We start from the raw sequence: 26,718 nt of genomic DNA on the forward strand, positions 1-26,718 counted from the left end.
CCTCCGGAAGGCAGGGCAGAGGGAGAATTCCATGACGCATCGCACCCACATCCAATTTGTCCTCAATGGCAAGGATGTCTCCGTCCCAGACGTGTCGGCAAGCCAGACACTTCTTGATTTCCTGCGCCTGGAACGTCGACTGACAGGAACGAAGGAAGGCTGCGCCGAAGGCGACTGCGGCGCGTGCACCGTGCTTGTCGGACGGCTTGGGCGCACGGGCCTGCGCTATGCTCCGGTCAATGCCTGCATCCGGTTTCTTGCCTCTGTTGACGGCTGTCATGTCGTGACGGTTGAACATTTGTCCGGGCCTCAAGGCCGGCTGCACCCGGTTCAGCAAGCCATGGTCGATCACCATGGCAGCCAGTGCGGGTTCTGCACACCCGGCTTCGTCATGGCCCTCTATGCGCTTTGGATGCAAACTCCGGAACCGACCGAGGTTCAGGTTGAAACCGCATTGCAGGGGAATCTGTGCCGCTGCACAGGGTATGAGCCGATCATCCGAGCGGCCATTGCCGTCAGCCGCTACTGCACCCCGGCATCTGATCATCTGAACATCGAACGCGAAACCATGACCGCGCGCCTGGCGGCCCTGAAGGACGGGCGGCGCGTGGTGTCCGGACCCAACAACAACCTGAGCATTCTCCCGTCCAGCGTCGATGATCTTGCCGAATGCCTGCAAGCTTATCCAAACGCAACGATCGTGGCGGGGGCCACCGATGTTGGCCTTTGGGTCACCAAGTTCCTGCGCGACATTGGCCCCGCCATCTTCACCGGTCATCTCGAAGACCTGAAAACAGTCGAAAGACAGGGGTCTCTCCTCCTGATCGGTGCCGGCGCCAGCTACACCGATTGCCAGGACCTCCTGTCTGAACACCTGCCACACCTGTCCTCCTACTGGGATCGCATCGCAGGGTGGCAGGTGCGGAATATGGGAACCGTCGGTGGGAATATCGCCAATGGCTCTCCCATCGGGGACACGCCACCGGTTCTTATTGCGCTTGGCGCGGAAATCACTCTGCGGCGCGGTTCCGAAAGCCGAACGCTGCCTCTGGCTGACTTCTTCATCGATTATGGCAAGCAGGACCGCCGGCCAGACGAATTCGTCGAAAGCATCCGCGTGCCCCTGCCCGGACCCAATGATCTGGACGCGGCCTACAAGATTTCCAAGCGCCGTGACGAGGATATCTCTTCCGTGGCCGCCGGGCTGCACATGAGCGTCACAGACGGGATCATCAGCAATGTGCGCATCGCGTTCGGCGGCATGGCCGCCACGCCAAAGCGCGCATCGACGGCCGAGGCGGCACTTAACGGTCAGCCATGGGCACGCGAAAGTTTCGAAGCCGCCGCTGAAGCGCTGGCCGAAGACTTCTCGCCTCTCACAGATTGGCGCGCATCGTCGGACTATCGGATGCTGACCGCCCAAAACCTGCTGCGCCGGTTCTTTCTTGAAAACGACCGCGAAACCGACACCCCCGTTCAACTGGCTTGTGCCTGATCAGGAGACGACAACATGAAAGACAACGTTTCCATCATTGGATCGGCCCATACCAACGTAAACCACGACAGCGCGGTCAAGCACGTCACCGGGCAGGCCGACTACACCGACGACATTGCGTTACCGGAAGGCGCGCTGCACGCGTATCTCGGCGTGTCAGACGTCGCACACGCCAAGCTTCTGGGTATCGATTTCAGCGACGTTCTGGCAATGCCCGGCGTGGTCGGCGTGCTGACCGCTGATGACGTGCCGGGCGCCAATGATATCAGCCCGACCCACCTGAACGATGAACCTGTTTTCCCGACCGACGCCATTCAATTCCACGGCCAGCCGTTGTTTGCCGTGATCGCCGAAACCCGCGACATCGCGCGCCGCGCTGCGGAACGGGCAAAGATCGACTACGAAACCCTGCCCCATGCGCTGGATCCGATTGCCGCGCAGAAAGCAGGATACCCGCATGTCACAGCGCCCCTCAAGCTGGAGCGCGGAGATGTCGCCCCAGCGCAGGCGGCCGCGCCCAACCGGATCAAAGGCCGCATGAGCGTTGGCGGTCAGGATCACATGTACCTTGAAGGTCACATCGCCTTTGCGATTCCGGGCGAAGACGACGATGTGGTGGTGCATTGCTCGACCCAGCACCCGTCCGAGGCGCAGCACATGGTGGCGCATGTCCTTGGGGTGCCGTCCAATGCCGTCGTGGTCAACGTCCGTCGCATGGGTGGGGGGTTTGGCGGCAAGGAAAGCCAGATGAACCTGTTCTGCGCAGTCGCGGCCATGGCTGCCAAAAAGTGGAACCGCGCCGTCAAAATCCGCCCCGACCGGGATCAGGACATGACGGCAACCGGCAAACGCCATGACTTCGTGATCGACTATGATGTCGCATTTGACGACGAGGGCCGCATTCAGGCGGTGGAAGGCAGCTTTGCCGCGCGCTGTGGCTTTTCGGCAGACCTGTCGGGCCCAGTCACCGACCGGGCGCTATTTCACGCCGACAACGCCTATTTCTATCCGAATGTGCGCCTGAACAGCCACCCGATGAAAACCAACACCGTGTCGAATACCGCGTTTCGCGGGTTCGGCGGCCCGCAGGGCGTGATCGCGGCGGAACGGATGATCGAAGAGATCGCCTATGCCACGAGGCAGGACCCGTTGGATGTGCGCAAGGCGAATTTCTACGGCACCACGGACCGCAACGTGACCCCGTACCACCAGGAAGTCGAAGACAGCATTCTCGACCGGCTGGTCGGAGAGCTGGAAGAGACCTCGGAATACCGCCAGCGCCGACAGGACATCATCGCGTTCAACAAGACATCACCGATCCTGAAAAAAGGCATTGCGCTGACGCCGGTCAAGTTCGGCATTTCCTTCACCGCGACCTGGTACAATCAGGCCGGCGCGCTGGTGCATGTCTACAATGACGGGTCGATCCACCTGAACCACGGTGGCACTGAAATGGGCCAGGGCCTGAATACCAAGGTTGCTCAGGTCGTGGCCGAGGCCTTCCAGGTCGATTTCAACCGGATCAAGATCACCAAGACGACGACTGAAAAAGTTCCCAACACCTCGGCCACTGCTGCGTCCAGCGGGACCGACCTGAATGGCATGGCGGCCTTGAACGCGGTCGATCAGATCAAGGAACGTCTGGTGAAGTTCGCAGCCGAGACCTGGAGCGTCTCGCCAGAGGAAGTGACCTTCCACGCCAATCAGGTTCATATCGGCCAAGACGTTCTGGCCTTCGATGCATTCATCAAACAGGCCTATCTGGCGCGCGTACAGCTGTCGGCGGCAGGGTTCTACAAGACACCAAAAATCCACTGGGACCGGGCCAAGGGGCAAGGCCGCCCGTTCTATTACTTCGCCTATGGCGCGTCCTGTTCAGAAGTCACGATTGACACACTGACCGGTGAATACCGCGTGGATCGCACGGATGTTCTGCATGACGTCGGGCGTTCGTTGAACCCAATGTTGGACAAAGGTCAGGTCGAAGGCGCCTTTATTCAGGGCATGGGATGGCTGACCACTGAAGAGCTTTGGTGGGACGATACCGGCCGCCTGCGTACCCATGCCCCATCAACATACAAAATCCCACTCGCGTCAGACCGCCCGCGCATCTTCAATGTGAACCTAGCCGATTGGTCGGAAAACCGGGAACTGACCATCAAACGCTCCAAGGCTGTTGGCGAGCCGCCGTTCATGCTGGGAATTTCGGTGTTCGAGGCCCTGTCGATGGCCGTGGCCTCGGTCGCGGATTACCGGGAATGCCCGCGCCTCGACGCCCCGGCCACGCCCGAACGTGTCCTGATGGCGGTCGCGCGGCTGCAAGCCGGGCCCTGAGCCATGGTTGCCCCGGGTTCCCTGAACGAATTTCTGTCCGCGCAGCATTGCGTGATCCGCGTTGCGTTGACGCGTGTCCGCGGGTCTTCGCCGCGCAATGAGGGAACAGAGATGTTCGTGGCACCCGGATCGTTGTGGGGAACCATTGGCGGTGGACAGTTGGAATTCCTCGCCATCAACGCCGCGCGGGACATGCTGCGTGATGGAGCGTTGCATCAGGACATGGATGTGCCTCTGGGCCCGGAAATCGGGCAATGCTGCGGCGGCAGGGTCGAACTGAACCTGACCCGCATGCGTGCGTCAGACAAATGGGCAGCAAAAGAGCGCGCCGCCCAGCGCGAAGACGTTTTGCCTCATGTCTATGTCATGGGCGCGGGACACGTGGGGCGTGCCTTGGCCAATCTGTTTCAGCATCTGCCGGTGCGCTGCATCCTCGTCGACACCCGGCCGGAAGAGATCGCGCTTTGCGCCGCAAATGTCGAAACAAGGGTCAGCGCGATTCCCGAAGCCGAAATCTGGAGCGCACCCGAAGGCAGCGCCTTTATCGTTCTGACCCATGATCACGGGCTGGACTTCCTGCTGACATCCGCAGCGCTGGAACGTCAGGACGCGGCTTACGTAGGGATGATCGGATCCGCTACCAAGCGGGTTAAACTCAGAAACTGGGCGCACAAATACTGTGACGGACAGTCTATCGAACACTTGAAATGCCCCATTGGGGCCAGCGGTAGCCGCGACAAGCGGCCCAGCGTCATCGCCGCCTTCGTGGCGGCCGAAGTGATGGCTGAATTGACCTCTGAAACTGCCGCGACCGCCTTGACCGGGGCAAACCAGGCGCCCCTGCGGGGGGGCCACCATCACGACCGGAAAGGGAGATCGGCCTGACACCCGTCGGGCCAGCCCGGTCACATCAGAGGAGGAGACCGTCATGGACGGGAGGACCTATGAATACAAGCTGTTTACCCGCAGCGACTTCAGCGCTTTCTGGGCGCTGTTCACGGACAACCTTGTAAACCTGCTGATCCTGTCCGGGGTCTGCCAGTTCGTGTTCCAAATGCCAGCGGAAATCGTCTTTGGCCGCATCGTACCCGGTGCCGCCATTGCGATTTTGGCCGGTGTCGCTGTCTACACATACCTCGCCAAATGGGCGGCGAACGCTCAGGGCAAAGACGTTACAGCGTTGCCCTACGGCATCTCGACCCCGGTTATGTTCGTCTACCTGTTCGGTGTGATCGGTCCCATCTATTGGGCGACCAACGACCCGATGCTGGCTTGGCAAGTCGGAATCGGAGCCGGATTCATGGGCGGCATTGTTGCGGCGTTGGGCGCAATCGTGGGGCCATACCTCAAGAAGATCACGCCCCGCGCAGGAATGCTGGGCACGCTTTGCGGGATCGCTCTGGTTTTCATCGGCTCCGTCCCTCTGGCCGAAGTGTTCGAGAACCCCGTCATCGGCTTTACGTCGCTGCTGTTTATCCTTTGGGGCCTGATCGGGCGCTTCCGTCTTCCCGGCAACGTTCCGGCCGGTCTGGTTGCAATTGCCGCTGGTACGGTGATTGCCATCATCCTTGGTGAGTCAAGGATTGATGTCAGCGGCATCGGGTTCTATCCGCCAATCCCTTACATCGGGGACCTTATTGCCGGCGTGCAGTACCTTTTTGCCAACCCCGAGCTGTTCCTGGTGCTGATCCCCGTGCAGATCTACAACTTCATCGAAACCATGAACAACGTGGAATCGGCCGAGGCCGCGGGGGATCACTACCCGGTTGGGCTGTGCCAGGTCACGGACGGCGCGGGCACGATGCTGGGCGCACTTTTTGGTTCGCCATTCCCGACAACCGTGTACATCGGCCATCCGGCCTATAAACGGCTTGATGCGCATGCGGGGTATATTGTCGGTGTGGCCGTTGTAATTGCTGCCGCCGCCTTCCTTGGGTTCCTGTCATTCCTTGCTGGCCTGATCCCGATCGCCGCAGCCGCACCGGTACTGGTCTTTGTCTCGGTCAGCCTGATCACCAACACGGCATGGGCTGTGAAGCCGATGCACATGGCTGCGGTATCCTTCGCGATCCTGCCCCATATCTCGGCCTTCCTGATGGTCAAATGGGGATCTTTGATGAACGCGCTGCGCAGCAGCGGTGTCGAAGGGCTGCCATCCTTGGGAGATCCCAATCTGACCTCGGCCCTTCTCATGGAGGGGGCCCATTACGAGGGGCACCTTGCCCTGAGCCAGGGGGCGATCATCACCGGACTGGTCTGGGGCGCCATCGTGGCCGATGTTATTGACGGACGTTTCCGGATGGCCGGCGCGTTTGCTGTCGCAGGTGGGCTGATGTCTTCGATCGGCATCATCCATTCCTACACGCTACAGATGCCTCAGTTCGACGGGATAACCATCGGCTATCTGATCATCGGCGCGTTCCTCTATGTCTACCCGATGTTCGCCCCGAAAGAGGATCTCGAACATCGTATCATCGTACCGGACGAACCCGATCTCATCGATGACGATTCACCCGCCCAACAGGCCTGATCGACAGCGGGGCAGTCGCATGGCTGCCCCGAAAACCTTCCCTTCCCGTTCAGTCGTGGTCGTTCAAGAGGCAAAGTTTGCTCTGCGACCGCTTGCTGATCTTTCTCTCGCCTATCTCCCGGTGACGGCATGTGGTTCGCAAGGGTCTTGCAGCGGATCACCCTTGCGAACCCCGCGGCTGCGCCGCCTGGGCATCCTCCATCACGAATACGGTCGCAGCATCGGCTGGGGTTACACTAAATAGACGACCACAGGTGATGTGCGAGCGGTCAAGACCCTCACCCGCAAGCCCCGCAATCGGCCGTCAACCAATCAGGCGTTACGTATTTTGTCGTTTGCAGGCATTTTTGTCGCTTTCTGGCTTGTTGCGGCATGCTGGTGTGAACAAGAATACCTGCTTATGAAGAGTTGTTTTCCAAATCCTATGGACCGCCGTGCCACCGGCTGTGACCTTGTGATCCCAGCCTGATCTCAGGGCCCCTGGCCCATGTGCTTTACGCTGTGACTACGGATATTCGGATAACCTCATGACAACTCAAGCGCTGCGCCTGGCCATCGATATTGGCGGCACGTTCACGGATACGGTTCTTGTCTCTGGGGAAGAGACGATTCTTGCCTCGACCAAAACCCTGACCACGCATCACAACCCCGCCGACGGCGCCATGCAGGGCGCAGCGCGCGTAATGCAGCAGACAGGTCACCATCTGAGCGAAGTCACCGGTTTCATTCACGGCACCACGCTGGCCACCAACGCGCTGATCGAAAAACGCGGTGCGGTCGTGGCAACCGTGACCACCGAAGGGTTCAGGGACATTCTGGAAATCGCCTACGAGCGGCGCTACTCGCAATACGACATCAATCTGGAAAAACCTGATCTGCTGGTGCCGCGTGAGCGCGCGCTGACGGTCCGTGAACGCGTTTCGGTTGATGGCAAGGTATTGATTCCGCTGGAAGACACAGCCATCGACGCGTTGTTGAAGGACATCGAAGCCAGCGGAGCGGAAGCCATCGCCATCTGCCTGATGCATGCTTATGCAAACCCCGCGCACGAACGCAGGCTGCGCGATAGACTGGCGGACAGGCGCCCCGATCTGGCCGTCTCGATTTCGTCGGACGTCAGCCCCGAGGCGCGCGAATTCGACCGGCTCTGCACGACAGTCGCCAACGCCTATATCCAGCCTCTGATGGAGACGTATCTGGCCCGGTTTGTCGAACAATTCGAGGCCCGGGGCGTCACCTGTCCGATCCTGATGATGACGGCAGGTGGCGGAATGTGCACCCTGCACACCGCCGCGCGGTTTCCGATCCGGCTGGTGGAATCCGGCCCTGCCGGCGGTGCCATTCTGGCCGCCCGCGTCGCCGCCCGCGCCGGTCTGGATCAGGTACTGTCCTTTGACGTCGGCGGCACCACCGCCAAGCTGTGCCTGATCGACAACGCCCATCCGCAGACCTCACGCCAGTTCGAGATTGCCCGCGCCGCCCGGTTCATCAAAGGGTCCGGAATGCCGGTACGTATACCGGTCATCGAAATGATCGAGATCGGCGCCGGAGGCGGTTCGATTGCCGGGGTTGATCGGTTGGGACGGCTGACCGTAGGGCCACAATCAGCGGGATCCGAGCCCGGCCCCGTCGCCTTCATGCGCGGTGGAACCGGACCCACGGTGACAGACAGTGATATTACACTGGGCTATATCGTACCGGACACGTTTGCCGAGGGGCATATTCAGCTTGATCCCGAAGCTTCGAAACGGGCGCTGAGCCGGTTGATCGGGTCGAAGCTGGAGCTTGATGCCGTAGGCGCCGCCGATGGCGTCAGCCGTATCGTCGGCGAAAGCATGGCCAGCGCGGGTCGGATGCACGCGGTGGAATCCGGCAAGGACCTTGGCCCACGAACAATGATTGCGTTTGGGGGCAACGGGCCATTGCACGCCAGCCGGGTGGCGCGATCCTCTGGGGTCAGCCGCATCGTGATCCCACCCGATCCCGGCGTCGGCTCGGCTGTCGGTTTCCTGTTCGCTCCGGTGTCTTTCGAGATCGTCCGCTCGCGCTATTCGTTGCTGGGCAGCATGGAGCTGAACGGGATCAACACGCTGTTCGAAGCCATGATTTCCGAGGCAAGAGAGGTCGTCTTGCAAGGGGCCGGCGATGTCCCGACCCAGACGCTGCGCACTGCCTTCATGCGCTACCTCGGACAGGGACACGAGATCGAGATCTCCCTTCCTGACCGCCCCCTGACCGCCGAAGATATCGTGCCGCTGACCGCTGCATTCGAACAGGAATACCGCAAGCAATTCTCGCGCCCGGTGCCGGGAATGCAGATCGAGATTCTCAACTGGGCGGTGCGTGTCGCGACCTGTGACAGCTTCGTGCCGGCGGTTCCTGAAACGCCCCGGTTGAAGACAATCTCGGTGCCGGAAACCCGTCCGATCACGTGTGACGTGGACGGAGTATCAAAGCAAGCGGCCTTCGTTGCCCGGTCGGATCTGAAGCCCGGCGACCACCTTCACGGCCCCGCATTGATCACCGAGCCGCAGACAACCACACTCGTGTCCGCCGACTTCTCGGCGCATGTGGATGCCCTTGGAAACCTCGTCCTCGTTCAGGATCAGAAAGGAGGCGCATGATGTCGTCCGATCTTTCGCCCGCCCGAATGCAAGTGATGTGGAATCGTCTGCTGGCCGTGGTCGAAGAACAGGGCCAAACCCTGATCCGCGCCGCCTTCAGTCCGATTGTCCGCGAATGTGGTGACATCTCTGCCGGGATTTTTGATGCCGATGGCCGGATGCTGGCGCAGGCCGTGACCGGCACGCCGGGGCACATCAACACCATGGCCGAGGCGGTGCAGCACCTGCGCCGGGCTTTCCCGGTTCAGACCATGAAGCCGGGCGACATCTACATGACGAACGACCCATGGCTTGCCTCGGGGCACCTGAACGATTTTCTGCTGATGATGCCCGCGTTCAAGGATGGCAAGGTGGTGGGCTTCACCTCCTGCACCTCGCATCTCGTTGATCTGGGTGGGTTGGGCATGGGTCCCGAAGGATCCGACATTTATGACGAGGGCCTGCTGATCCCGCCCTGCAAGCTGGTTGAAGAGGGCACTCCCAACGCTTTGCTGCTGGACATCATCCGCGCCAACAGCCGCGAACCCATCGCCAATGATGGCGACATCTATGCGCTGATCGCCTGCTGCGAAGCCGGGGTTGCAAGACTGCTGTCGATGATGGAGGAATTTGGCCTCGACGATCTGGACACGCTCGGCGCCTACATCATCGACACGTCGCGCCGCGGTACACTGGAGGCCATCGCCGACGTGCCCGAAGGTGTCTACAAGAATGTTCTGAAGATGGACGGCTATGAGAATGAGCTGGAATTGCACTCCACCCTGACCGTCAGGAAGGATGGCATGCATGTGGATTTCTCGGGCACCTCGGGCTGTTCACGCAAGGGCATCAACGTGCCGCTGAACTATGCCACCGCCTACACGGTGTTTGCTTTGCGCTGCATTGTCGGCGCGGACATTCCCAACAATGCCGGATCACTGGAGCCATTTACCGTTGACGGGCCCAAAGGCTGCATCCTGAATGCGCAGCGCCCGGTGCCAGTTGCGATGCGGCACACGCTGGGTCAGGTCACGCCCGATCTGGTTCTGGGCTGTCTGCATCAGGCCCTGCCGGATGCGGTCCCGGCCGAAGGCGCAAGCTGCATGTTCGACCTGCCCATGCGCCATGCTCCCGAAGTGGCTCGTGATGGCGGTCGCGAATTCGCTGTGGAACCCGTGCACAATGGCGGAACCGGCGCGCGACCTCATGCCGACGGCCTGTCGGCCACGGCCTACCCGTCCGGCGTGTTCGGCAGTCAGGTCGAAATCACCGAAAGCGTCGCACCTGTGACGATCTGGCGGCGCGAACTGCGCCCCGATTCCGGCGGCGCGGGCAAGTATCGCGGCGGTCTGGGGCAAAGGATCGAGATGACCTCGTCCAACGGTGCACCCTTTATCGTTTTCCTGTCGGTCGAACGGCTGAAATACCCGGCGCTTGGCCGTATGGGCGGCAAACCCGGCGCGCCCGGTCGCATCCGGTTCAGGGACGGTGCAAGCGATATTCCGGGCAAGGGCGAATTGCGGGTTGAACCAGGTGATTACCTGATCGTCGATACGCCGGGTGGTGGCGGCTTTGGCGACCCCACCGAACGCGACCCGGATGCGCTGGCGCTGGACATCAAACGCGAGTTGGTAAGTGCGCAAGGCGCCAGGATTTACAGAGGTGACGCATGATCCGACCGGTTCCTTACGTTCACGCCATGGGCGCTTATGCGCTGGCTGATCCGAGCGGCGCAGGCACGATTTCACTGGCGCAGAACGAAAGCGCCTTTCCCGCAAGCCCCGCCGCCGTTGCGGTTGGGCAGGCGGCACTGGCGGATCTGGCCCTTTATCCCGATCCGGAATGGTCCGAAATGCGCTCGGCCATTGCCGAGGTGCACAAGCTTGACCCGGCGCGCATATTATGTGGCGCAGGCTCTATGGAACTGATTGGCTGTTTGATCCGCGCCTTTGCCGGGCCGGGCGATCAGGTGCTGGGCACACAATATGGCTATGCCTTTGTTGCCTCGGCTACAGCACAGGCGCAGGCCGAATATGTGATGGCGCCCGAGGTCGATTTGACCGTATCGGTCGACGCGCTTCTGGCCGCTGTCACACCTGCCACCCGCATCGTGTTCGTCTGCAATCCGGGCAACCCCACCGGCACGCTGATCCCGAACGACGAAATTGTCCGCTTCCGATCAGATCTGCCCGGCGAGACACTGCTGGTAGTGGACCAGGCCTATGCGGAATTTGCCGATGCCACGAACGATCCCGCGCAAATCTTTGCGCTGGTGGATCGGGGCGACACGGTGATCACGCGTACATTTTCCAAAGCCTACGGGCTGGCTGGGGCGCGGGCCGGCTGGGGCTGTTTCCCAAGCGAAATCTCGGGCGAGGTCCGCAAGCTTTTGAATCCCAACAATATCTCGATTGCCTCGCAGGCAGCGGCGGCGGCGGCGATGCGCGATCAGGCCCATATGTGCAACGTGGTCGCACAGACAGCCGAAATTCGGGACCGGTTTGCGCAGGAATGCCGCGAACTGGGCCTGAGCGTGCCGGAAAGCCACACCAATTTCGTGCTGATCCGCTTTGCTTCGACCGCGCAGGCACAGCGCGCCGACACGGCCCTGCGGGCGGAGGGCCTGATGATGCGCGGCATGGGCGGCTATGGTTTGTCGGACTGTTTGCGCGCCACGATCTGTGCGCCCGAGGTGATGGACAAGGCCCGCGACGTCTTGAAAGGAACGCTGACATGACCGAGACCCGCACAGCCGCAAAGATCGGTGTTCTGGTGCCCTTCACCAACACCAATCTGGAACCGGATATGGAGATGCTGCGACCGCCAAACACCACCATCCATTTCCAGCGCATCGGCGGTTATGACGTGGATGAAATTCCCGGCTCGGATCAAATGGCAGGTTTGGGCGCTTCGGATATCTCCCACGATCTGCGGATGATCTCGGGGGTGCGGCCCGATGTGGTACTGTACGGCTGCACCTCGGCCACCCTGACCCATGGGCCGTCTTTCGACGCTGAGCTGGCGCAACAGATCAAATCGGAATCCGGTGCGCTGTCGCTGACCGCGGCCGGATCATTGATCGCCGCAATCAAAACGCTGGAGGCCACAAAGGTCGGCTTTTCCTCGCCCTATCTGGGCGAAATAAACGTACAGGCGATGGATTTCATGGCCCAGAACGGAATCGAGACCGTTCGATGCGCCGATGTGGGCCGCAAACTGGGCAATTACGGTCAGGGCGAGCTGACCCCGGATGAAGTCTATGATCTGGCCTGTCAGGCCGATCACCCGCAGGCGCAGGCCATAGTTCTCAGCTGTACCGACATGCGCGCGGTCGAGGCGATCGACCGGATAGAAGCAACGTTGGGCAAGCCGGTGGTCACCTCGAATCAAGCGATGATGTTCTGCCTTATGCGGGCGCTGAACCTGCCGCGTCATGACGCGCTGCCGGGGCGATTGTTCGACCTGCTCTGACCGGATCAGGGCGCAAGGCGACAATGTAAAAAAGAAAGGTCACCTCGAACGGGTCTTGGATCACCCAGACTTGTTCGCAGCTCCAATTCAACCTGTGCAGCGGGCAGCAAGACCGGCGTCATCGCCGCCAACAGGATCAAGGGTGTCGACGCGCTGGTCGGAATGCGTTTCAACGGCATCTTCAGCAGGTTTTACGGCTGGTCGGCGGGGGCGTAGATCAACGCGCCAAGGTCTGAGAATTTCGAGCCTGGCGCGCCCAGCCCCAGAACCGCATCACGAATGGCGCCAGCACGGGATGCACCCAGTGATGGCGTCGCAAATTCCATGAATTTGTCGATCACTTCTGACTCATCCATTGGTGCCTCGGGTCCGCCGCGTGCGTGTACGTCGCCCGACTCAAGTATCCGCCCATCGGTCAGGGTGATGCTGACATCGGCAAACCGGCTTTTGGGGAACCGGTCGGAATGGCGTGCGGCCTCTGCAACCGAGATACGCTCGACGATCGAGGCGACCAGCGGGTCGGCCAGGCCCGCACCGGTGATGTTCTCGACCCCGATCCGGCCATGCGCAACCATTGTTGCGACGGCAAATGGCAGCGAATACTGCGCCTTGGACGTATCGTCCGGCATGGCTTGAAAGAGGCAGGCGCTTTCCCGAAACGTGTTTATCTGGATCGCCGCAATTTCCTGGTGCGTCAGGTCGTTTTCACGCATCAGCGCCCGGGTGGCGTCAATCGCCGCATGAGCCCAGCGGCAAATCGGGTAGGGTTTCACATATTGATGTTCCATCTGCCAGAAATGGCCCAGATCTTGCCAATGCGGGGCCACGTCTGCCGCTTCGATGGTGATGGCCGGCGCCCCGGTAAAGCCTTTCTCGGCCAAAACCGCTGAAGAAATGCCAACCAACGCGCCCCAGCCCGAACCATCATGCAGCATGGTGGGATTGGCGATCTCGCGCATCATCTGGCTGCGTGGACCGTGATATTCGGCGATCCCCATGGCCTGCCGCATCTGTTCGGCCGTCAAACCGCGCAAGCGCGCCGCCACGGCCACCACGCCAAGCGCGTTCCAAGCTCCGGATGTGTGATAATCGCTGACAGTGTCATGCAAAGAAATTCCCGCGCGTCCCGCGACCTCGTATCCGATGATCACCGCCGCCAGCGCTTCGGGGCCCGAGAAGTCTTGAACGGTTTCAGCCAGTGCCGCCAGTGCGGGAACGACAACAACCCCGATGTGGCCTTTGGTTGGATTGTATCCATCATGGCCGTCCAGATTGTCGGTCTGTGTGGCTGCTGCATAGGCCGCGCCCGCGACGCTGACGCGACGGCCGTCGAAAAGCATGCGCGCGCTCAGCCCCGGGTCACCCGCGCCAAACAGCGCTGCCGCACTCTCGCGCGCAATCCGCCCGGCCTGCATCGGCCCCGATCCTATGGTGATCCCCAGCGTATCCAGCAGCATCAACGCCGCTGCCTTGCGCGCGGTGTCGGGAAAATCCTGCGCGGCACGCTTCAACGCAAAATCTGCAACGGTCTGAAAGGTATCTGTCACGGTGTCCAGTCGAGGTTTTTCTTTCGGGTTCCGGTTACAGGAAAAAGCCTATGTGAGTTTGCGCAAAGCGGCACGAAAACAATCATGGGGCATTGGCCCCGGATTATTTGTGACTATGACCAGATCACATTTCGAGTCAGAACCATTCTTGTGAGTCGCTCATGGGCAAGACAGCAAGCCCTGGGCTTTTTAGTTCTTTACGATGTGCCCTGCCTGAGAAACCTCCGTCATGATGAATCTTCCACACCTGACCTTTCTGCGTTCGTTCGAAGCGGCGGCTCGGCACCTGAGCTTCACCGCTGCGGCCGAAGAGTTGAACTGCACCCAATCTGCCGTCAGCAACCATGTCCGCTCGTTGGAAGAGTTTTTGCAGCGCCCCCTGTTCGTGCGCCATCCCCGGTCCCTGTCGCTGACAGATGTAGGAGAAGCCTATCTGCCGTCAGTGCGCCATGCCCTACAGGAAATCAACGCCGCCACCCAATCGGTCATCGTGCGGTCGCATACCCGCAAGGTGGTGGTATCCTGCCCGGTCAGTCTGGCCGAGAACTGGTTGCCGGATGTGATCCGTGGTTTCAACGCGGTGCATCCCGACATAGATCTGACGGTTCATGGCACTGTCTGGGCTGATGTCGAACCAAATGTTTCGGATATCTCGCTGACGATCAACCATGTCGACGATGTTTCGCCAGACGCCCAACGTTTGTGGGTCGAAAAGCTGGCCTTGGTCTGTGCGCCCGGTTTTCTGGTCGAAGGCGCGCCGCTGACCGACCCCAAGCAATTGCAGAATGCACCGCTGATCCATATCCTGGGCCGCCCCTCCTATTGGGAGCACGCGGCGCGGCATTTCGGGTTGTCCGACCTGAGCCAGAAGGGCGGGTTGCGGACGAATGCCTCGAATCTGGCGATGGAAATGGCAGCCAAGTCACTGGGATGCGTCGCCCTACCCCGGTCGCTGGCCCGGTCCTATGTCGAGCGGGGGCTGCTGATCGAGCCGTTCCGGTTTGATCTAAACTGCCCCTGGACCTATTTCATGCGCCTCAAGGAAAAACCCGTTTCGCCACCGGTCCGGCTGTTTCAGAACTGGCTGTTGCAAGCCGCCGCTGAAATGGACGGCTGATCGACCGGTGATTTGCCGGGCCATGTCACGCAGCCCCTTTTATCCCTTACGCCAGCATGTCGGTGGCGAGAACACGCGATCATCCCGCGCCTCCTCAGTACTAAAAAACGAAAGCAGCGGCAGGGGCTGTTCCAGCCATCAACGGCACCCTCTGTTCAATCGAATTTCGACACCAACCGGTTCTTCGTGGTCCTCGGTTCTACTGAACAAAGCGGACATGATCACGATTTCGAAGGGCTTAACACCGTCTGCGTTCTTATTGCCTCAAAATCCGCAAGAATCTATGGGATGCATCACGCAAATGCTGGCAGCCATTGAAACCGGCGTCAGTTTCTTTGATTGTGCCCACGCCGTCCGTGGTAATTGGTAAGAAGGATTTTTGGATGCGTATTGCAATGATCGGCACCGGTTATGTCGGCTTGGTGTCCGGTGTGTGCTTTTCGGACTTCGGTCATGACGTGATTTGCGTCGACAAGGCTGAGCAAAAGATCGACATGCTCAAGGCCGGGGACGTGCCGATCTATGAACCGGGCCTGGATGTGCTGATGGCAAAAAACGTTGCTGCCGGTCGTCTGAGTTTTTCAACCGATCTGAAGACGGCAGTTGATGGTGCCGATGCGGTTTTCATCGCGGTCGGAACCCCGACCCGGCGAGGGGACGGCCACGCGGATTTGACCTATGTGATGGCGGCGGCAGAGGAAATCGCCCAGGCCATAACCGGATACACGGTCATCGTCACCAAATCGACCGTGCCGGTGGGAACAAACAGAAAAGTTCAGGAGGTCGTTGCGGCAGCCAACCCCACAGCCGAATTCGACGTCGCCTCGAACCCTGAATTTCTGCGCGAAGGCGCTGCGATCGATGACTTCATGCGCCCCGATCGCGTCGTGGTGGGTGTGGAAAACGATCGCGCCGCCGAAGTGATGGCCGAGATTTACCGACCGCTTTATCTGCGTGACTTCCCGATCCTGACCACCGATCTGGAAAGCGCCGAGATGATCAAATACGCCGCCAACGCGTTTCTGGCGACCAAGATCACCTTCATCAATGAAATCGCAGGCCTGTGTGAAAAGGTCGGCGCGGATGTCAAGGAAGTTTCACGCGGCATCGGTCTGGACGGGCGAATTGGCAACAAATTCCTGCACGCGGGGCCGGGCTATGGTGGCTCTTGTTTTCCCAAGGATACCGCCGCGCTGGCGCGGATCGGGCAGGATCATGCCTATCCGATGCAGATCACGGAAACCGTCATTCGGGTGAATGACGAGGTCAAGAAGCGGATGATCGAGAAAATCCGCGACGCCTGCGACGACCGCCTCAATGGCAAGACGGTGGCGGTTCTGGGTGTCACCTTCAAACCCAACACCGACGACATGCGCGACGCGCCATCACTGTCCATCATTCCCGCCTTGATCGGCGGAGGAGCCAAAGTGCGCGTCGTCGATCCGCAGGGCAAAGCGGAAGGCGATGCACTGTTGCCCGGAGTCGAATGGTGCGACGACCCCTATGCAGCGGTTCAAGGGGCTGACGTTGTGGTGTTGCTGACAGAGTGGAACGAGTTCCGCGCATTGAACCTGACCGAGCTGGCCGGTTCCATGAACTCTGCCCGAATGGTGGATCTGCGCAATATCTATTCAAAGTCACAGGCGCTGAAATCCGGCTTTGAAACCTATGTCGGTGTTGGACGCTGAACGCACACCACCTGTTGGATCAGACGCGCCCACCGGACCCGCTTGGGTCCGGCAGTGATCTGCCTTCACGGGCTATTCGGTGGCCCAGATCTTGCGGCGGCGTTCCTTGACCATGTCATTGCCTTCATCGGTGCCGTCGTGGAACGTGTTGAACCATTCATCCCAAGGGGTTTCCCAAGTGCCGTAGTTGCAGTCGAAAAACCGATGATGCAGCTGATGAAAGAAATCCCCGACCTGAAACTTGGCCTTGTTGCCGACCTTCACGTGCTCGAACCCGGCATGAGAGGTCGGAGCGCCGATGCCGTGATGGAACAGCAGGAAAACGGCGTGGATCGGATGCGACGGCAGCAGAAAAAAGATCATCGTATCGAACATCAGGAAAAAGCTCTCGACCGGATGCATCGCAAGCCCCGACCAAGGGCCAGTGTTGATGTTGCGGTGATGCCAAGCGTGGACTTTTGTATAAAGCACACCCACATGCAGCAGCCTGTGCAGCCAGTAGAAATGGAACCCGGCCCAGATCGGCACAAAGACGGTCATGGCGATGAACCAGATCGGGTTGCCGTCAAATGTGATCATCGTGATCCAGCCATTGGCATAGGAATACAAGATCAGACATTCCCAGAACGTCCAAAACGTCAACGCCGGGCCCAAGGTCCAGAACATGTTGTCCCAGACCTGATTTTTGAAAGTGAACACCTTGGCGCCCTTCATCATCGGGCGCATGTCATACCGGTATTCGTCCTGCTGCGTACGGAACCTCCAAAGGGCCAGGTGCAAGCCGCCTGCAACCACCATCAGGATACAGAAATTGCGGAACCAGATTTCCGCGACCCAATCCCAGCCGAAGGTCTCGATCCTGCTCAATGAAGGCGTCAGACAGGTCCAGGTGATGACCGCAAAGACCAGCAGCAGCGCCCGCAATGCAAGTGGGTTCCAGCTTTGCAACAGGTATTTCAACGCGGCCAGAGGTTTCATCGGCCAATCCCAGTAGGGCGCGGTCTGAATCGGCAGCTGGGGCGTGTAGTTCCAGATCTTGCGCTTGGTTCGTGGCGGCAGGGCGGGGTCTGACATAGTGGTCTCATTTCATCTGTTCACTGACCACAAGCCTAAGGCCGGGGATCAAAAGCTCAGACCCAATTGTCTTGCCGGTGAGGCTAAGTTCTGCTTAGCCTGCTGGAATGAACACCCGTGTTCCTTCCCTCAACTGGCTGCGCGTATTCGAGGCTGCGGCCCGAACCGAAAGCTTTGCCCGTGCCGCGACCCAGTTGAACATGACGCCTGCCGCCGTCAGCCAGCAGGTCAAAGCGTTGGAAACACGGCTGGGCACACCCTTGTTCCACCGCCACGCGCATGCGGTCACTTTGACCGAGACCGGGCGCGCCTATCTGCCGTCGGTACAGCAATCCTTGCTCATGCTGGAAACGGCAACCGCGGGTCTGTTTGGTGAAACCCGCGAGCAAAGGCTTTACGTGCAGTCGGTGCTGCTGTTTGCACATGGCATTCTGGCCGGGGGTGTTCCCGGATTTCAGGAAGCGCATCCTCAGATCAACCTTTCGCTTGCGACCGGCAATGTCGTGTCGGATTTTGCCAATCGGTTCACTGACCTTCAGATCGTTTTCGGAAACCCCGCGCTGTTTGGCTCGGAAAGTGACGAGTTGATGCGCGAACATCTCTATCCCATCGCCCCACCCGCGATTGCTGCACGGGTCGAGACGGCAAAAGACTTGTTCGACTTCACCTTGATCGAAGTTTCGACCCATCGGGCAAGCTGGCCGCATTGGTTCGAACACCAGCGGCTGCCAGCGGGCCGGGCACGGTACTTTTTTGCCGACAATTCGGTGATGGCGGCCGAGCTCTGCGCCAGCGGATGCGGCATTGCCTTGGCGCGCGCGCCCGCGTCAGATCGGATTATGAAGCTGTCGGGTTTGGTTCCCTGCCTGCCAGACATCTCATGTCCGGGGCAGGAAGCCTATCATCTGGTCTACCCTTCCCGAACGGCGCTGCGCCCGGCCGCGCGTACGTTTCGCGATTGGCTGATGGATTACAGCGCCGCCGTCCAGACGCGGTAACGCCCCTGCCCGGTGACCTCGCGAACCAGGCCCCGCTGCGCGAACAGGTCGAAATTGCGCTGTACCGCCGCGCGGGAAGCCTTGGTCAGGTCTTCGGCCAAAGGCGCGGATACCATGGGCCAGGCCGTCAATGCATTGATCAGCCGCGGCGGGGTGCGGCCGCTCAGATCCTGCGTGACGTCTTTGGCTTTCGCCTCCCACGCGCTGATCCGATCCAGATGCAGCAACGCCGCAAGGGCAGCCTGCCCTGCGCCGCCGATCCATGCGCTCAGTTTCTCCGAAGGATCTCCCGAGCCGCGCAGCGCGCGCGGCCCGGACAAGGCCAAGGGCATGAACAGCGCACCGCCACGCCCCATGGAGGCCGCATGACGCGCGGCGATGACGGCGGCTTCCGTGTCCTGCCCGATGCCTTGTGACACCGCCCGCCACGCATGAAACGCAATTGCCGACTGCGTGACAGGATGCAACCCTTCGGCATTTTGCATGACCTCGGCCAGATCAATGATGGATTCCGGGGTCGCGTCGGCCCCCTGAGCCAACCGGTCAAGAAACGCGGTCAGACCCCGTTCCCAACCGCCGGCGGCAGGCGGCGCGCCCGAACTCAGGCGTCGCACGGCCCATCCGGCCCGAAACAGGGCCTGCACGTCATCATGAGTCGCGCCGATGCGCAAGCCGGTCCACAAAGCCAATCGATCCACGCTGATCCGGTCTCCGGTCCACCACCCCAGATCGGACGTCTCCATCAATGCCAAGCGGTGCGTCCAGCCCTCGGGGCCCGCTCGCAACCGTTCGTCCAGCGCACCAAAAGTCAGGGCCAGATCCGCAAGTTCCGCAGAAAGGTCGGATTGCGCAGCCCGCCAATCGCGCGGATCGAACAGCAGGCGCTGCTCGCGTCGCGGCCCGGGCATGAAAAAACCCTCGTCTTCCTCGACTTCATCCGGCGGCAAGAACCACAGGTCGTCCTCTTCGGACGGATCGCCGTCATAGATGCTGGCGGGGCCAAGATCTTCGGCCTCGTCTTCAGGAAGGGGCAAGGGTTTCTTCGACGTCATACCCCGCATTCTTCGGACATTCCCGTTGGTTCACAAGGGGTATTCCGTCAGCCCGCAAAGGTTCGGGTCAGAACATCCAGTTTGCTGCTCAAATCGGTCTGCGGAGAGCTGCCCAGCAGCATGTAACCGTAACCATCCTGCGCCCAGGTCGCTGTTGCCAAACCACTCAGAACGGCCCGCTTGACCTCTGCCTTCGGGGCGTTCGGCCCCTGGCGGATAACACAGAAGGCAAAGGGTTGACCCTGCTCATCGGCGAAAACGACCTGAACCAAGGGCTTTCCTTTGAACGACAGAACCTGTGCTCGCTTCAACTCCAGCCCTGGCAAGGAGTCCAGCGTTTCACGGTTCAGAGACCTGCCAAGTGCTGCCTCGGCCATCGCGAATTGTTTGTCCAGCGATGCCTCGGAACTGTCCAGCGAGACTATCGTCTCGGGCACATAAAGCGACTGATAGATCGCTGCTTGCTGCGCCCAGCCCAGTTCTGCCGGGCGCGTTGCCCAGAACGTCAGCGCGACGGCTGCGACCCCAACGCCCGCGGCCACGGCCAGAAGGCGCAGAAATCCGCCATTGGCGTGATGCGCCACGGGTTCCGGCAAATCGACCTTCGGCGCCTCGGTGGGCAGTTTCTCAAAAACGTCCTGAACGACAGGCGCGAACGGATCCAGCGCCATCAGGCGGCTTTCAAGCTCGGCATCATCCTCAACCGCGGCCTCGATGGCGCGGCTCTGAACCTCATCCAGCGTGCCTTCCAGATACGCCAACAGCGTCTCGTCGGAAAACGTCATTTGCCACTCCGTCGCGCGGCGTCCGCCGCATCAAACTGCATCACGGTTTTCAGTTTCTGCCGGGCATTCGATAGCCGGCTCATGATTGTGCCGATGGGAACGTCCAGCAATGCAGCGGCTTCGCGGTAGCTGTACCCTTCGACGAACACAAGCAAGACCGTTTCCCGCTGCGCTTCTGGCAGCCGCATCACTTGAGTAAACACTTCAGCCGCAAAAATATTCGTTTCTGAATCCGGCCCGATTGCGACCAGTTCCGCTTCCGGGGTCACCGACAGCGCCTGTGCCCGCCGGACGGAACGAGACCGCACCTCGTTCAACCAGATTGACCGGCAGATCGTCATCAGCCAACTGTCCAGACGATCATGCGACGTCACTTGATGATGCCGCTCGAGCGCACGCAGGCATGTGGCCTGCACCAGATCGTCCGCCACATCCGATGCCCCCGACAACGCCAGAGCAAACCGCCAGACGCGTCTTGAGTGCATCTGTACGGCGTCACGAACGGCCTGTTCGGAAGTCATCTCGGCACTCATCGAATAAAACGCGACCTGTGTGTGTTTGTCAGTAACGGACCCGGCCCGCAGGGCCAAAACTGACATACACCGCGGAGGAAAGAAATGAAACTTCTGTTGAAGGCAGTCACGTTTGCGTCGGCAATTGTTGCAACACCCATTTGGGCCGCAGGGTGGACACTGGATTCCGATCGCTCGCATCTGGCCTATGGAACGATCAAGAAAAACGCGGTGGGCGAGGTCAACAGTTTCACCAATCTGAGCGGACACGTGACCCAGGAGGGCATGGCCGAAATCGAAATCGATCTGTCCTCGGTCGAGACCAACATAGATATTCGCAACGAAAGGATGATCGAGTTTGTTTTCCGCCAAGCACCCACTGCGCGCCTGACGGCCAAATTCGACATGGCAAAGGTTTCAGGGCTGGCCGTTGGTGAAACCACCACTCTGGATGCTGCATCCGTGCTTTCGCTGGCCGGCGCGGACGTTGAGTTTGACGCGGAAATGTTCGTTGCGCGCTTGTCCGAGACGTCAGTGCTTGTTTCAACAAACGACATGGTTTTTCTCAGCACGGAAGACGCCGGTGTCGACGCCGGCGTGGACAAGCTTATGGAATTGGCAAGCCTGCCCGGCATCACCCGAACGGTACCGATTACGGCCCGGCTGATCTTTCACACGGATGAAGAGCAGGCATCGGCGGCATCGGAAGCCACAGAGGTTGTTGCTGCCGCACCTGTTCAGGGTGACGCGACGGCCGGTAAAAAGGTGTTTCGCAAATGCAGCGCCTGCCACAAATTGAAAGAAGGCAGCCATGGTGTTGGCCCGTCCCTGCACGGCATTCTCGGCACAAGGGCCGGTCAGGCAGAGGGATTCAATTACTCGACGGCGCTGAAAGGTTCCGGCATCGTCTGGACGCATGAGACCCTGAGCGCGTTCCTGACGAATCCCAAAGGGTTTCTTCAGGGCAATCGAATGCAGTTTCGCGGCCTGAAAAAGAACGAGGATATTGTTAACCTTCTCGCGTATTTGCAGGAAGAGGGGTAACGGCACCACCCAAGAGACTTGGCCGCTGCGCTGAATTTCGATTTCACGCAAACGGGCCGCCGGACAGGATCGGATACGACGCTTGTGCCCGTCCCCTGTCTGGTTTCGGATCAACACCTGTTCACAGTCAGGAAATACTGCCCTCTGTCGGCGGGTTCATGCCGGACATACGACTCGTCTGTGGCCAGGCAGCCCGAATTTTGCGGCGTTTTTTTATTGATCCTGCCACGCCACCAACCCTGCCTGCACCTGTACAAAGGGGCAGATCGCGGTTGTCCGCGCGCTTTCCAACTCTTGTCCGATCGTAAACGAGCCATTATTTAGCGGGCGTACAGCTCAGACGGTCGGGATGGGCCGCTCTGCCGCAGCTTGGCATCTGTCCTTTAGGCCCGACAAAATATAGGTTAACTGAGCGTGCGCACAGTTTCACGATTTGGAGAACGCAATGATAAAGCGCGCCTGGAACAAGTGGCGATCAGGCTATATGGGCCGCCTTGTAGGTGAAAGCTTTTACGCGCAAGGCAAGCTGTATGGTATTGCGGTTCTGGCAATGATTGCCGTGGCGGTCACTACGGCCGGCTCCGCATATATGATGGAATACATCGTCGATGCCATGACCAGCCCCGAGTTGCAGGGTTGGGCACATGTCATTGCGCTGGGGGTTGTCCTTCTGTTTCTGGTCAAGGCGGTCGCATCCTATATTCAGGCAATCTACCTTGCCCGCGCAGGCAATCGGATCGTGGCGGAACAGCAGGACAAGGTTTACCGAAAACTGCTCAGACATGGGGTCGCGTTCTTTTCGAACAATGAATCATCGGACCTTCTGATGCGCACCACCCATGGCGCGCAGGCGGCCAGAACCCTGATCGATGTGCTGGTCACCGGGTTTGTGCGCGACTCCCTGACTCTGGTCGGGCTGGTTGCGGTCATGGTGTATCAACAACCCGTTTTGTCCGTCTTGTTCTTTGTCGTAGGTCCGATTGCCCTGTTGGGTGTTCGCTATCTATTGAAGAGCGTGCGCACGATCATGCAGGCCGAGTTCAAGTCGCTGGCGGAAATCATTCGGGTGCTGCAAGAGACCTCGGCAGGGATCAAGGTCATCAAGGTGTTCTCGCTCGAAGACCGGATGATCAACCGTATGGACACGGCCATCCGAAAAGTTGAACAGCGGTCGAATGACATCGCCAAGTTGCAGTCCATTGCCAGCCCTCTCATGGAGTTTCTGGCCGGGCTCGCCGTGGCAGGTGTGCTTGTGGTCAGCACGATGGGCATCGCAGGCACCGAACAACCCAGCGCAGGCCAATTGATGTCCTTTATCACGGCGTTGCTGATGGCCTATGAACCGGCCAAGCGGCTGTCGAAAATGCGTGTTCAGATCGAAACCTGCATGGTTGGTGTCGGCATGTTGTTTGGCCTGCTGGATCAGGACGACACGATGGTGGAAAGCCCCGAAGCCCATGACCTGATCGAAGGCCCCGGCCAGATCACGCTGCGCGATTTGACTTTCGGCTATCAGGGTGCCGTACCTGTGATCGAAAACATGAATGTCACGTTCGAGGCCGGCAAGACCACGGCGCTCGTCGGTCAGTCCGGCGGTGGCAAGTCTACGTTGTTCGGGCTGATCATGCGGTTCTACGATCCAGATGGGGGCAGCGTCGAGATCGATGGCCAGGATCTGCGCGAGGTCAGCTTTGCGTCCCTGCGAAAAAAAATCTCTTATGTCGGTCAGGATACGTTCCTGTTTTCGACGTCGATCATGGACAACCTGCGCTGCTCGGCCCCTGACGCAACCGAGGAAGAGGTCATTGCTGCCGCCAAAGCCGCACATGCGCACGAGTTCATCATGGAACTGCCGGAAGGGTACGAAACGCAAGTCGGTGAAAACGGAACCTTCCTGTCAGGTGGTCAGAAACAGCGAATTGCGATTGCGCGCGCTATTCTGAGAAAGTCCGAGATCCTGCTTTTGGATGAGGCCACAAGCGCGCTGGACGCTGAATCGGAATCGCTGGTCAAAAAGGCGCTGGACACCCTGACGAAGGATGTGACCGTCGTTGTCATTGCGCACCGGCTGTCAACTGTTCTGGAAGCGGACAAGATTATCGTGGTTCAGGATGGCTCGATCGTGGAACAGGGAAATCTGGACGAGTTGATGAAAAAGAACGGAAGCTTCCGCAACCTGTTCGATCAGCAATTCAAAAAACACGAACCCTCGGCGGAAGTGGCCGAGTAACCCCTGCATTCGGTCTGGCACGCACCTCCCTTCCATGGGGGGAAACCTGATCGAAAGAGGGGTGGTTTGTCTTGGTTTCGCGCGCCCGCGCAACGAAACCGTCAGGCCCAAGCCGCCCAAGGGATACGGGCCGCTTGGGCCGCATCTGGGGAAATGAACGGTCCTGTCTTGCGCGCGGCTTCGCAGATGGCGATCTTGGTCGGTAGCCACTCAAACATGTGGCTTGGTCGCCCACAAGAAGTTACCGTCGCTTTTGTCGAGACCGCCCTGCTTGCCACCGCCTCATACCAACACGGAATCCCCCTGCTTTACAAAGGGTACAGACACGCGACCTGATGCGTTTCTCCGGCCAGTTCAGGCATTGTTGCCCTGCACTTTTCGGTTGCCAGCCAGCATCGTTGCGCAAAGGCGCAACCTTTTGGAATATTCATTGGCGACGGCAGTTCGCCCTCAAGCTTGATCCGTTCTTTTCGGGCCGTGGGGTCGGCCCGGGGCGTCGTGGACAGCAACGCCTTGGAATAGGGGTGACGCGGCGCGGCGAACAGCTGTTCTTTGGGCGCCTTTTCAACAGCGCGCCCCAGATACATGACGATCACGTCGTCGGCAAAATGCCGAACCACCGAAAGATCGTGCGAAATGAACAGATAGGCGAGGTCAAGCCGTTCCTGCAAATCCACAAGCAGGTTCAGGATCTGCGACTGGATCGAGACGTCCAGTGCCGAAACCGGCTCATCCAGAACAAGGACCCTAGGATTCAACATAAGCGCGCGTGCAATGGCGATCCGCTGACGCTGCCCGCCAGAGAACATATGTGGATAGCGGTCAAAATGCTCGGGGCGCAAGCCGACCATCTCGATCATGTCGCGCGCTTGTGTTTCGCGGTCTGCGGCGGACATGTCCGGACGATTGATGATCAGCGGCTCCTGCAAGATCTGGCCGATGCGCTGACGTGGATTCAGCGATCCATACGGATCCTGGAACACGATTTGCACCGTTTCCCGCATCTTGCTCCATTGCGACGGGGTAATGTCGACACCGTCAATCGTCAGCCTTCCCGACGTCGGCTCTTCAATCATCGTGACCAATCGCGCCAGTGTTGACTTGCCACAGCCGGACTCTCCGACGATGGCCAGAGTCTTTCCCGGTTTCAGCTCGAAATCCACCCCCGAAAGGGCTTTTACCGTCGCTGACTTGGACAGCAACCCGCCCTTCACCGTGTAAAACCTGGTCAGATCTTTCGCCTGAACGATGGGGTCGGTCATGCCAATTCTCCGGCCGCGATTTTTTCTACGTGGTGGCAACGTGCCTTGCCGAAGGCTTCGGCATGGGGGGTCGGTGGTATTTCAGCGCAAGTTGCATCAGCAAACCGGCATCGCGGGCTGAACAGGCACCCTGCGGGGCGATCGAATTGGCCCGGCACAACGCCGGGAATCGTCGGCAGGATCTTGGAGGTCGCGCGCTCGGGCAAGGCGCTCAGCAGGGCCGATGTATAGGGATGACGCGGCGTGCGGAACAAATCACGCACGGGCTGCTCTTCGACTTTTTGTCCGGCGTATTGCACCTGAACCCGTTCGGCGGTTTCGGCCACCACCCCCATGTCATGGGTGATCAGCACGAGGCCCATATCGTGTTCGTCCCGCAATCGAACCAGCAGGTCGAGTATCTGCGCCTGAATGGTGACGTCCAGCGCAGTGGTAGGTTCGTCTGCAATCAGCAGCTTGGGCTTGCAGGCGATGGCCATCGCGATCATGACGCGCTGGTTCATGCCCCCTGACATCTGGTGTGGAAAGGTGCTCAGGCGGCTTTCCGGGGCCGGGATGCCAACCTGGTCGAACAGCTCAATCGCGCGCTGGTGGCGGTCCTTGCGGTTCAATCCCAGATGGATGCGCAGGGCCTCTTTGATCTGGAATCCCACCGTGAAACAGGGGTTCAGCGACGACATCGGCTCCTGAAAGATCATCGCCATGTCCTTGCCGATGATCCTGCGGCGTTCACGGGCCGAAAGGCCGGCAAGATCGAGCCCCTCAAAGCGCATCTCGTCAGCGGTGATCGTCGCGGTCCAGGGCAACAACCCCATCAGCGCCAACATCGACACCGATTTGCCCGAGCCGCTTTCACCCACGATGGCCAGCAACTCCCCCTTGTCCACCGACAGATCTACGCCATCCACGGCGCGGAACCTGCCCGAGGCTGTGGCGAATTCAACAGTCAGGTTGCGGATCTGCAAAAGGCTCATGC

General features: G+C 59.9%; 20 protein-coding genes. 13 read left to right on the forward strand and 7 right to left on the reverse strand.

The annotated features are described in order from the left end of the window. The first annotated feature begins 31 nt into the window (after nt 1–31). The 8 genes from xdhA to ACR0DJ_RS11545 all read left to right on the forward strand — a co-directional run bounded on the left by xdhA (nt 32) and on the right by ACR0DJ_RS11545 (nt 12,433). Entirely contained in the window at nt 32–1,495 is a 1,464-nt protein-coding gene (gene xdhA, locus ACR0DJ_RS11510; protein ID WP_480685017.1) for a xanthine dehydrogenase small subunit, read from the forward strand. Between the two features lie 15 nt (nt 1,496–1,510). Next, nucleotides 1,511–3,829 carry a xanthine dehydrogenase molybdopterin binding subunit gene (xdhB, locus tag ACR0DJ_RS11515; protein ID WP_480685018.1) on the forward strand — a complete coding sequence of 773 codons (2,319 nt, stop codon included), beginning with the start codon at nt 1,511–1,513 and terminating at the stop codon, nt 3,827–3,829. 3 nt (nt 3,830–3,832) lie between these two features. Further along, on the forward strand, nt 3,833–4,714 hold the full coding sequence (xdhC, locus tag ACR0DJ_RS11520) for a xanthine dehydrogenase accessory protein XdhC (RefSeq protein ID WP_480685019.1): 882 nt from the start codon (nt 3,833–3,835) through the stop codon (nt 4,712–4,714). Between the two features lie 43 nt (nt 4,715–4,757). After that, on the forward strand, nt 4,758–6,359 hold the full coding sequence (locus ACR0DJ_RS11525) for a xanthine/uracil/vitamin C permease (RefSeq protein WP_170345209.1): 1,602 nt from the start codon (nt 4,758–4,760) through the stop codon (nt 6,357–6,359). Between the two features lie 527 nt (nt 6,360–6,886). Continuing rightward, nucleotides 6,887–8,983 carry a hydantoinase/oxoprolinase family protein gene (locus ACR0DJ_RS11530; protein ID WP_480685020.1) on the forward strand — a complete coding sequence of 699 codons (2,097 nt, stop codon included), beginning with the start codon at nt 6,887–6,889 and terminating at the stop codon, nt 8,981–8,983. Beyond that, the gene (locus ACR0DJ_RS11535) at nt 8,983–10,635 is read left to right on the forward strand and encodes a hydantoinase B/oxoprolinase family protein (protein WP_480685021.1); all 1,653 of its coding nucleotides are present in this window, start codon (nt 8,983–8,985) and stop codon (nt 10,633–10,635) included. The genes ACR0DJ_RS11530 and ACR0DJ_RS11535 overlap by 1 nt, the downstream gene beginning before the upstream one ends. Beyond that, complete coding sequence (locus ACR0DJ_RS11540; RefSeq protein WP_480685022.1) at nt 10,632–11,699, forward strand: pyridoxal phosphate-dependent aminotransferase; 1,068 nt, start codon at nt 10,632–10,634, stop codon at nt 11,697–11,699. Before ACR0DJ_RS11535 ends, ACR0DJ_RS11540 begins: the two co-directional genes overlap by 4 nt. Then, on the forward strand, nt 11,696–12,433 hold the full coding sequence (locus tag ACR0DJ_RS11545; RefSeq protein ID WP_480685023.1) for a maleate cis-trans isomerase family protein: 738 nt from the start codon (nt 11,696–11,698) through the stop codon (nt 12,431–12,433). The genes ACR0DJ_RS11540 and ACR0DJ_RS11545 overlap by 4 nt, the downstream gene beginning before the upstream one ends. A 191-nt stretch (nt 12,434–12,624) precedes the next feature. Here the strand turns inward: ACR0DJ_RS11545 and ACR0DJ_RS11550 are convergent, their stop codons facing one another. Further along, nucleotides 12,625–13,980 (reverse strand): MmgE/PrpD family protein, encoded by a 1,356-nt coding sequence (locus ACR0DJ_RS11550; protein ID WP_480685024.1) that lies wholly within the window; start codon nt 13,978–13,980, stop codon nt 12,625–12,627. A gap of 229 nt (nt 13,981–14,209) precedes the next feature. On the opposite strand from ACR0DJ_RS11550, the gene ACR0DJ_RS11555 reads away from it, so the two are divergent. Both ACR0DJ_RS11555 and ACR0DJ_RS11560 read left to right on the forward strand, forming a co-directional pair. Beyond that, nucleotides 14,210–15,097: a LysR substrate-binding domain-containing protein gene (locus ACR0DJ_RS11555; protein WP_480685026.1), complete on the forward strand. Its 888-nt coding sequence runs from the start codon at nt 14,210–14,212 to the stop codon at nt 15,095–15,097. Nucleotides 15,098–15,480: 383 nt separating this feature from the next. Beyond that, on the forward strand, nt 15,481–16,785 hold the full coding sequence (locus tag ACR0DJ_RS11560; RefSeq protein ID WP_170345202.1) for a UDP-glucose dehydrogenase family protein: 1,305 nt from the start codon (nt 15,481–15,483) through the stop codon (nt 16,783–16,785). Nucleotides 16,786–16,857: 72 nt separating this feature from the next. Here ACR0DJ_RS11560 and ACR0DJ_RS11565 read toward each other — a convergent pair whose 3' ends face one another. Continuing rightward, entirely contained in the window at nt 16,858–17,859 is a 1,002-nt protein-coding gene (locus tag ACR0DJ_RS11565; RefSeq protein ID WP_425079232.1) for a sterol desaturase family protein, read from the reverse strand. A gap of 107 nt (nt 17,860–17,966) precedes the next feature. Between ACR0DJ_RS11565 and ACR0DJ_RS11570 the strand changes: the two genes are divergently transcribed. Next, on the forward strand, nt 17,967–18,857 hold the full coding sequence (locus ACR0DJ_RS11570; RefSeq protein ID WP_425079231.1) for a LysR substrate-binding domain-containing protein: 891 nt from the start codon (nt 17,967–17,969) through the stop codon (nt 18,855–18,857). On the opposite strand, the gene ACR0DJ_RS11575 is transcribed toward ACR0DJ_RS11570, so the two are convergent. Genes ACR0DJ_RS11575 through ACR0DJ_RS11585 form a run of 3 tightly spaced genes read right to left on the reverse strand, consistent with a single transcriptional unit; the run spans nt 18,830 to nt 21,293 of the window. Continuing rightward, nucleotides 18,830–19,918, reverse strand: a complete 1,089-nt coding sequence (locus ACR0DJ_RS11575) for a helix-turn-helix domain-containing protein (RefSeq protein ID WP_480685028.1) — start codon at nt 19,916–19,918, stop codon at nt 18,830–18,832. The genes ACR0DJ_RS11570 and ACR0DJ_RS11575 overlap by 28 nt on opposite strands. A gap of 38 nt (nt 19,919–19,956) precedes the next feature. Beyond that, nucleotides 19,957–20,694: a hypothetical protein gene (locus ACR0DJ_RS11580; RefSeq protein WP_425079229.1), complete on the reverse strand. Its 738-nt coding sequence runs from the start codon at nt 20,692–20,694 to the stop codon at nt 19,957–19,959. Then, a complete protein-coding gene (locus tag ACR0DJ_RS11585; RefSeq protein WP_480686261.1) occupies nt 20,691–21,293 on the reverse strand; it encodes an RNA polymerase sigma factor in 603 nt (200 codons plus the stop codon). Before ACR0DJ_RS11585 ends, ACR0DJ_RS11580 begins: the two co-directional genes overlap by 4 nt. Before the next feature lie 18 nt (nt 21,294–21,311). On the opposite strand from ACR0DJ_RS11585, the gene ACR0DJ_RS11590 reads away from it, so the two are divergent. Further along, the gene (locus ACR0DJ_RS11590; RefSeq protein WP_480685030.1) at nt 21,312–22,250 is read left to right on the forward strand and encodes a c-type cytochrome; all 939 of its coding nucleotides are present in this window, start codon (nt 21,312–21,314) and stop codon (nt 22,248–22,250) included. Nucleotides 22,251–22,695: 445 nt separating this feature from the next. Further along, the gene (locus ACR0DJ_RS11595) at nt 22,696–24,480 is read left to right on the forward strand and encodes an ABC transporter ATP-binding protein (RefSeq protein WP_257601117.1); all 1,785 of its coding nucleotides are present in this window, start codon (nt 22,696–22,698) and stop codon (nt 24,478–24,480) included. Nucleotides 24,481–24,788: 308 nt separating this feature from the next. Here ACR0DJ_RS11595 and ACR0DJ_RS11600 read toward each other — a convergent pair whose 3' ends face one another. Together ACR0DJ_RS11600 and ACR0DJ_RS11605 are read right to left on the reverse strand one after the other, a co-directional pair. Further along, nucleotides 24,789–25,742: an ABC transporter ATP-binding protein gene (locus ACR0DJ_RS11600; RefSeq protein WP_480685032.1), complete on the reverse strand. Its 954-nt coding sequence runs from the start codon at nt 25,740–25,742 to the stop codon at nt 24,789–24,791. Further along, a complete protein-coding gene (locus ACR0DJ_RS11605; protein WP_257601119.1) occupies nt 25,739–26,716 on the reverse strand; it encodes an ABC transporter ATP-binding protein in 978 nt (325 codons plus the stop codon). The genes ACR0DJ_RS11600 and ACR0DJ_RS11605 overlap by 4 nt, the downstream gene beginning before the upstream one ends. Nucleotides 26,717–26,718: the final 2 nt, after the last annotated feature.

This window comes from Ruegeria sp. BF10, assembly GCF_056538725.1.